6 protein-coding genes and 3 tRNA genes are annotated in these 7792 nt (G+C 49.8%); 1 reads left to right on the top strand and 8 read right to left on the bottom strand.

Going from position 1 to position 7792, the window contains the following annotated elements; genetic code table 11:
• From GTGU_RS26820 to uvrY, 7 genes are all read right to left on the bottom strand, one after another.
• Positions 1-2073 (bottom strand): autotransporter outer membrane beta-barrel domain-containing protein (locus GTGU_RS26820; protein ID WP_084222725.1); only part of this gene is annotated, 2073 nt, incomplete at its 3' end.
• A gap of 547 nt (positions 2074-2620) precedes the next feature.
• Positions 2621-2707: transfer RNA gene (locus tag GTGU_RS00475), tRNA-Leu, on the bottom strand.
• Between the two features lie 13 nt (positions 2708-2720).
• A tRNA-Cys gene (locus tag GTGU_RS00470) sits at positions 2721-2794 on the bottom strand.
• Positions 2795-2834: 40 nt separating this feature from the next.
• Positions 2835-2910: transfer RNA gene (locus tag GTGU_RS00465), tRNA-Gly, on the bottom strand.
• A gap of 147 nt (positions 2911-3057) precedes the next feature.
• Positions 3058-3606: a CDP-diacylglycerol--glycerol-3-phosphate 3-phosphatidyltransferase gene (gene pgsA / locus GTGU_RS00460; RefSeq protein WP_038153316.1), complete on the bottom strand. Its 549-nt coding sequence runs from the start codon at positions 3604-3606 to the stop codon at positions 3058-3060.
• A gap of 57 nt (positions 3607-3663) precedes the next feature.
• Positions 3664-5496 carry an excinuclease ABC subunit UvrC gene (gene uvrC / locus GTGU_RS00455; protein WP_038153313.1) on the bottom strand — a complete coding sequence of 611 codons (1833 nt, stop codon included), beginning with the start codon at positions 5494-5496 and terminating at the stop codon, positions 3664-3666.
• Positions 5493-6149: a UvrY/SirA/GacA family response regulator transcription factor gene (uvrY, locus tag GTGU_RS00450; RefSeq protein ID WP_038153312.1), complete on the bottom strand. Its 657-nt coding sequence runs from the start codon at positions 6147-6149 to the stop codon at positions 5493-5495. Before uvrY ends, uvrC begins: the two co-directional genes overlap by 4 nt.
• Positions 6150-6672: 523 nt before the next feature.
• Between uvrY and GTGU_RS00445 the strand changes: the two genes are divergently transcribed.
• Entirely contained in the window at positions 6673-6897 is a 225-nt protein-coding gene (locus GTGU_RS00445; protein ID WP_038153310.1) for a DUF2594 family protein, read from the top strand.
• A 57-nt stretch (positions 6898-6954) separates the two neighbouring features.
• On the opposite strand, the gene sdiA is transcribed toward GTGU_RS00445, so the two are convergent.
• Entirely contained in the window at positions 6955-7680 is a 726-nt protein-coding gene (gene sdiA, locus GTGU_RS00440; RefSeq protein ID WP_038153308.1) for a quorum-sensing transcriptional regulator SdiA, read from the bottom strand.
• Positions 7681-7792 lie beyond the last annotated feature (112 nt).

Genomic DNA, 7792 nt, shown 5'->3' with positions numbered 1-7792 from the left:
TGCTTCCGGGCGTACCGCGTGCTCTTTCGGCTCAGCCGGTTTCTGCGGTGTTACCGGGTTTTGCGGTACGACAGGGTCGGCCGGGTCTTGCGGATCAACCGGGTCAACCGGGTCAACCGGGTCAATCGGGTCAATCGGATCTTCCGGAGACAGCGCGCTGCTAAGGTACCAGTTCGCCGCGTTCTGGCCTTCGCCACGCTGCAGGGTATAGTCATAGGCACCAGCAATGATACGGCCACTTTGTTTGAACTCGCCGTCTGAATCCCCACCCACGCTAATCAGCTCGATACCGTCAGTAGTGAGACCACCCGCGCCGCCGGCGTTCAGCACTTTAACGTTGGTGGTACCGCTGGTGTTGCCGCTAATCAGCAGACGGTCGGTCGGAGAACTGTCATCACCCAGTTGGGCGTTCATCACGATATTACCGTTATTACCGCGATAATCACCGTCCACCGTCAGAGTCTTGAAGGTGGCAGCATCACGCGTCAGTTTACGCGTCTCAGTCGCTGGCGGCATAAAGGTCAGCGTGGAACCGTTCAGTGTCAGGTTAGTGATGTTGGAATCACCCACCATATCCCACTGACTGTTGCTGCCATTCAGCGCGAGGTTGATGGTACCAGTACCTTCAGTCGCCGTATCGCCATAGATGTATGAGTTATCACCGGTCGCAATATTAATACTGTGTACACCTGCCGCGTACATTTTCCCCCAGGCAACTAACTTATTGTTATTAACAATGTTTGTTGAACTGGTACCACTGGAGCTGTAACCGAAGATAGAATAAATCGTGCCCGCGGCGGAATCATAAGACGCCTGGCTGCCTAAGGTGACATCCCCAGTAAAATGATCGTTAGAACCCCGTTGTTCCACTAAATAAACCGTTTTCCCGCCCTGGGACTGGACGTTAATGTTTTTAATTACCGTATCAGTCGTCGCGTCATCAGCACCACCGCTGTAATAGCCGGTTAACGTCGCTGCATTTCCGCCAGAAACTTTCACACTGGCGTCATTAATGCGGTACTTTGTGGCCCCCTCCGTCTCAGAATCGTGCAGCCGGATGCCATCAACGTTGCTATTCCCTGACACATCCACCGTAATTTTATTGATGGCGACACTTGTTGTTCCCATCTGGCTGATGCTTTCGAAACCAGTAACGCTTCCGCCAGAAGCGGCATCCCCACGGCTGATCCCCTTGATCGAAAGCTCGTTAAACGCGACGTTGTTGGTCAGGTAATCCGGGGTCCAGTCATCTCCACGGCCATGATAGACCGTGTCCCAGAGTTCAACCCCGACGACACTACCACTGATAATATCTACATCAACGGCGGTCTTCCCGGCGAAGGTGACATTATCGTCCTTAATACCGATCCCTTCGAGACGGCCAGGTGAACCCTCAAACATCCGGATATTCACATCACCCGTGAAGTTGGCCTCTTGCCCCTGTAAATCCAGGGCAGCATGATGTCCACGTCTGGAAAGTGGATCCTCGTCAATATAAGTAATATTGACATTTTCTGCATTGAGAATAGCGTCCTGCCGGGTCTCAATATTTCCTGTCGTGATGGTAGTCGTCCCTTTCAGATCGGCACGCGTACTACCACTAAGATAAATGGCGCTAACCGTATTGGTATCGCCAACCCTTGTTTCATGTTCATTAATGGTCAGGTTTTCAGCCTTCAGCACACCCGTATTTGTCAAACGAATGGCATCAGCCCTGTAATTACCATTCGTTAAATAATCGAACATGTAATTGAGAGTGAAATTCTTGCCAAGATCGACTGTACCGTCCTTAACCGTAATGAAATAACCCGGATTATAATAAAGGGAATCATCCGGATAGTCCCCGGCGCTGGTGATGGTCGTGTTATCCCCCATCGTTACCCGCGCATCATTAGTACCAATGTTGATATAGGACACATTGCTGCCGGTTGGAAGGTTGACTGTACGCTTGTCCGATGCCGTTGATTCATCAATAATAATACTGGCAGGTGCCGATGCTGCAACGACGGCCGCTGAAGATAATATTGCGCTGATAAACAACGCTATTTTAGTAGGTTTGAAATACGTACTCATATAATACGAACCTTCTTTTCCCATGGATATTAAATTAAAAAAATCATTCCATTACACATCCGAACAAATTCCTCATATGACCAGGAGCAACCAGTGAAGTCAGATATGTTGCAGCGGCCAAAATCGCACTTAATACCCGTGCATTTCGGTATTAAGCGAAATAATTGGCTGGAATATTTTACCAATCCAGATTATTTCAAGTTTGTTCAAACCAGGTAGTACACGAATTGTATTTTCGAAGTTTAGAGAGGTGATCTCAAATGAAATAGCTTTAAACACATAACAAATCACAGGTTGAAATTACGTGAATAAAGAACACCATCACTCTGTTTTGTAAGCCTTTTTTTGTGAGGACAATCATTTAAGATGCTGTTGATTATTCTTAAGTGCTACTTAAAAACATTATCTGAAGATAAAACGAAGAGTATGAATTCGGAATTCGTGATGGGGAGGTTTGGCTTTTTTGAAAGGAACAGAGATAAAAAAAACCGCCTGAGAAGGCGGTTACACGACACTGCTTATCATTGATTTTATTCGTCTTTCCCAATGGTACCCGGAGCGGGACTTGAACCCGCACAGCGCGAACGCCGAGGGATTTTAAATCCCTTGTGTCTACCGATTCCACCATCCGGGCTCGGGATGTAAAGTGGAGGCGCGTTCCGGAGTCGAACCGGACTAGACGGATTTGCAATCCGCTACATAACCGCTTTGCTAACGCGCCTGAGTACTGCCACACCCGCAAAATTGCCGATGCCTTAAACTGGAGCGGGAAACGAGACTCGAACTCGCGACCCCGACCTTGGCAAGGTCGTGCTCTACCAACTGAGCTATTCCCGCATCATCAAGGTTGGTTAATCACTTGATTTCATTATCGTCTGGCAATCTGCGCTGCCGTTCGATGCGTTGCATTCTACTTACCTGACGCACTGAGTCAACGATATTTTTCGCATTCAGGATCGTTTGCTGAATTTTGCGGCGAAACGATCACTGTTCAAGCAAATCGCCGCGCGCGGCATTGAGATACTGCAGCATGGACCACAGCGTCAGCACGGCAGCAACGAAGAACAGACCAATACCGGCCCACTCCACCCAGTCGTTCGGACGCCACAGCATCCATACCAGCGCTGTCATCTGGGCCGTGGTTTTCACTTTGCCGATCCACGATACCGCCACACTGCTGCGTTTACCCAGCTCCGCCATCCACTCACGCAGCGCCGAGATAATGATTTCACGGGCGATCATCGTCGCCGCCGGGAGCGTTACCCACCAGGTGTGATAATGCTCGGCGACCAGCACCATCGCGATTGCCACCATGACTTTATCAGCCACCGGATCGAGAAAGGCGCCAAAGCGCGTGCTCTGGTTCCAGCGGCGCGCCAGAAAACCATCGAACCAGTCGGTAACCGCCGCCACCAGGAAAATCAACGCACAAAGAAACGGTGCCCAGGTGAATGGCAGATAAAACGCCAGCACAAAGAATGGGATAAGGATGACGCGAAACAGAGTGAGCAACGTAGGGATATTAAATTGCATGGTGACGGTAACTATCTGTTGTCAGTAAAATATTAGCCCTATGTTGCTACAGAGCCCCTAATGTTTCAACGAGTAGAAGATCTTTTCTGCCAGACCGTGCGATATGCCCGGTACTTTGGCAATTTCCTCGACGCTCGCCTTCTGCAAACCTTGCAAACCGCCCATATACTTCAACAGCATCTGGCGGCGCTTTGGCCCCACGCCCTCGATGGTTTCAAGCGTACTGGAGCTCTTAACCTTAGCGCGTTTTTTTCGGTGCCCGGTAATCGCGTGGTCATGTGATTCGTCGCGGATATGCTGGATGACATGCAGTGCAGGCGAATCCGGCGGCAGGCTGAAACCCTCGCCTTCCGGTTCGAAGAACAGCGTTTCCAGACCCGCTTTACGATCTGATCCTTTTGCCACACCGAGCAAAATCGGGTGATGCTTATCCCATGTGACATCCAGCCCGGCAAATACCGCTTTCGCCTGCCCCAGTTGGCCTTTACCGCCATCGATAAGAATGACGTCGGGAATTTTATTGTCATCAATCGCCTTGCCATAACGACGACGTAGCACCTGATTCATGGCCGCGTAATCATCGCCTGGTGTGATGCCAGTAATATTATAGCGGCGATATTCAGCGCGCAGAGGGCCATTTGTGTCAAACACAACGCAGGAGGCGATAGTCTGTTCGCCCATCGTATGGCTGATATCAAAACACTCCATGCGTTTAATTTCAGGCAGTTTGAGCACTGTCGCCAGTGCGGTTAAACGCTGGGTGATGGTCGACTGTTGCGACAGCTTCGTCACCAGCGCGGTCGCCGCATTGGTGCGCGCCAGTTTCAGATAACGCGCCCGATCGCCTCGCGGCTTCGTCTGTACGTTAATTCGCCGTCCGGCGAATTCAGAAAGGGTATCCGCCAGCAGGGTTTTATCTGCAAGGGCGAAATCGAGCAGAATCTCAGACGGCAGCGTCCGCGACTGACTTCCCTGCAGATAAAACTGACCGACGAACGTTTCGACAATTTCACCCGTTTCTGTGCCACCCGGCACTTTCGGGAAGTAGCTACGGCTACCCAGCACTTTCCCCTGGCGAATAAACAGCACATGGACGCAAGCCATACCACCATCAAACGCAACGCCGATGACATCAAGGTCGTCGCCAGTATTGGAAACAAACTGTTTTTCAGTGACCCGACGCACGGCCTGGATCTGATCGCGAATGCGCGCGGCTTCTTCAAATTCCAGCGACTGACTGGCTTTTTCCATCCGCGCAATCAACTGTGTCAGTACCTGATCGTCTTTGCCGGAAAGGAACAGGCGGACGTAATCCACCTGCCGGGCATATTCGTCTTCACTCACCAGCCCGGCGACGCACGGCCCGAGACAACGACCAATCTGATATTGCAGGCAGGGGCGAGAGCGATTGCGGTAAACGCTGTTCTCGCATTGACGGATCGGGAAGATTTTTTGCAACAGCGCCAGCGTCTCACGCACCGCGTAGCCGTTCGGGAACGGCCCGAAATACTCCCCTTTCGCATGCTTCGCACCGCGATGGACAGCCAGACGCGGGTGCGTATCGCCACTGAGAAAAATGAACGGATAGGATTTATCATCCCGCAACAGCACGTTATAGCGCGGTTGATACAGCTTGATGTAGTTATGTTCCAGCAACAACGCTTCCGTTTCGGTATGCGTAACGGTCACGTCGATCTGGGTGATTTGCGACACCAGCGCTTCGGTTTTACGGGAGGCGAGATTGCTGCGAAAATAGCTGGAAAGCCGTTTTTTCAGGTCTTTGGCTTTGCCGACATAAATAACCGTGCCGCCGGCGTCATACATACGATAAACACCGGGCTGGCTGGTTACAGTCTTCAGGAAGGCTTTCGAATCAAACACATCACTCACTGATTTGCTAACGACTCCGCATTACACAGGCCATGACGAATTGCCAGGTGGGTCAGCTCGACATCGCCATGAATGTTAAGTTTACTAAACATTCTGTAGCGGTAGCTGTTCACCGTTTTAGGACTGAGATTCAGTTGCTCTGAGATCTCATTGACCTTCTGACCTTTGGTGATCATCAGCATAATCTGCAATTCACGTTCAGACAAACTGGCGAATGGCGACTCTGTTTTTTCCGGCTCAATCTGACTAAGCGCCATCTGCTGAGCGATGTCAGAAGCGATGTAACGCTGACCGGCATAGACCGAACGAATGGCGTTAACAACGTCCTGCGGCGCAGCACCTTTACTCAGGTAACCTGCCGCCCCCGCCTGCATGACCCTGGCGGGGAGTGGGTTTTCAGTATGCACTGTCAGCATAATGACTTTGGTGTCGACGCAAGCGCGCGCAATTTTTCGCGTCGCTTCGAGTCCACCAATGCCGGGCATGTTCATATCCATTAACACGACATCGACAGCATTTGCACGGCACCACTTAACGGCATCCTCACCGCAGTTAACTTCACCGGCAACTTTAATACCCTTTATATCTTCCAGAATGCGTCGTATCCCTGCGCGCACCAGTTCGTGGTCATCAACAAGAAGGACGTTGATCAAAGGAATAATCTCCAGAATAGGGATAACGCTACTGATTCTATATCACCACCATATTAACGGGTTTTATCTTAACTTTGAAACTTAAAAAATGTCCTACTCCGCATTTTACTCCTTTTTCTGGAAATCAGACTGTACATCTACTGGAAAGTCACCTGGAACATAGGCACTGCGTTAAGTTTTTTTAAGCAATTTCCATACACTACTTCCGAAAAACCCAAGAAAAGTCTGAGAGAATAATGGCGAAATTAAATATGTAACAAGAATTAACCAGAGAAGAACCTGATTTAAACAATATTGGCGAGCATATATCGAAGCGGCAGTATAATGCCGTCCGCAATTGCATTTTTCGTTGATAATTAGGACAAAAAACAAGCACTCCATTTTTTGACTAATCTTGTGTTATACTTCGCCGCCTTAACTTTACTTAACGCATATAAACACAATCACCGGAGCGTGCCGGGGCTGCAACGAGGCGACCTGCGGGATGATGTGGCATGCGCGCACGACTTTAATGAGGAACCAGATGAGCACACCTGATTTTTCCACTGCCGAAAATAATCAACAACTCGCCCAGGAAGTGACCTGTCTGAAAGCACTGCTGACGCTGATGCTACAGGCGATGGGCCAGGCCGACGCGGGCCGCGTGATTATCAAAATGGAAAAGCAAATCATGCAGATGGAAGATGAGGCTCAGGCTGCCGTTTTTTCCAGCACTGTTAAGCAGATTAAACAAGCGTACCGCCAGTAATTCTTTCCAGACCGGCTGACGACACACCCTCAGCCGGTTTCCTTCAGCGCATTGCGCTCAGATGATCCCCGTCGCCGCCGCATAACAGGCAATCTGCGTTTTATTCGGTGCGTTGAATTTCTTTTGCATATTCTTTTGATGAAAATTCACTGTGTTCTCTGAAATCGACAGGATCATCGCGATTTCCGCGGAGGTCTTGCCTTCCGCCGTCCATTTCAGGATCTCCAGCTCACGTTTGCTGAATCGCATTTCTGCCGGCACCACCATCTCGTCTTCCAGCCTCAGTAGCGCCAACAGGCTCTGCTCAGTCAGCGTCTGTAACCGTAGTTCCATTTCGTCATCTTCACATACCGCCTCCCCCGACTCGCTTTCCCGCGAGACAGACAAAAAGCCCATCGCCCGATTCGGTAACATCAGACATTGTGTCACGCCGTTGCGCAAGCCGTGATCACGTGCGGAATCCCATAACAATGAAGCGTCACTAAATAAGTCATCGTCCCAGCGTAAATGTCCGCGACAAAAATTTTCTGCTTTTAATACCGGATCTATGGCATGGAATTTCTCCGCCATATAATGCGACCACCAGCGTTCGGGATAGGTGGTGTGAATAGATAGCTTCGGACGTGTAAAGGGAACCGGGTGTCGGACGCAGAGTGAAAAATAGTCATATTCCAGCCGCTCCGTTTGCTGCTGTAAAAGCGTATAGATCTGCTCGCTCGTTGTTATTGACTGGAAATGTTGCAGCATTTGCCGCCGCCATCTGAAAAAATCATCGTCCCTCATAACCAACGAATAAACCTCTAAGTAATAATCATTATTATGAATCTCGAAATTAGCACAAATTTCCTATTCATATGAATGAAATATCCCATTCCGTGAAATAAAAGGGTAATTC

Origin of the sequence: Trabulsiella guamensis ATCC 49490, from assembly GCF_000734965.1 — a bacterium.
In the GTDB taxonomy this organism is placed as follows: domain Bacteria; phylum Pseudomonadota; class Gammaproteobacteria; order Enterobacterales; family Enterobacteriaceae; genus Trabulsiella; species Trabulsiella guamensis.
This window is presented reverse-complemented; position numbering and strand designations above follow the sequence as displayed.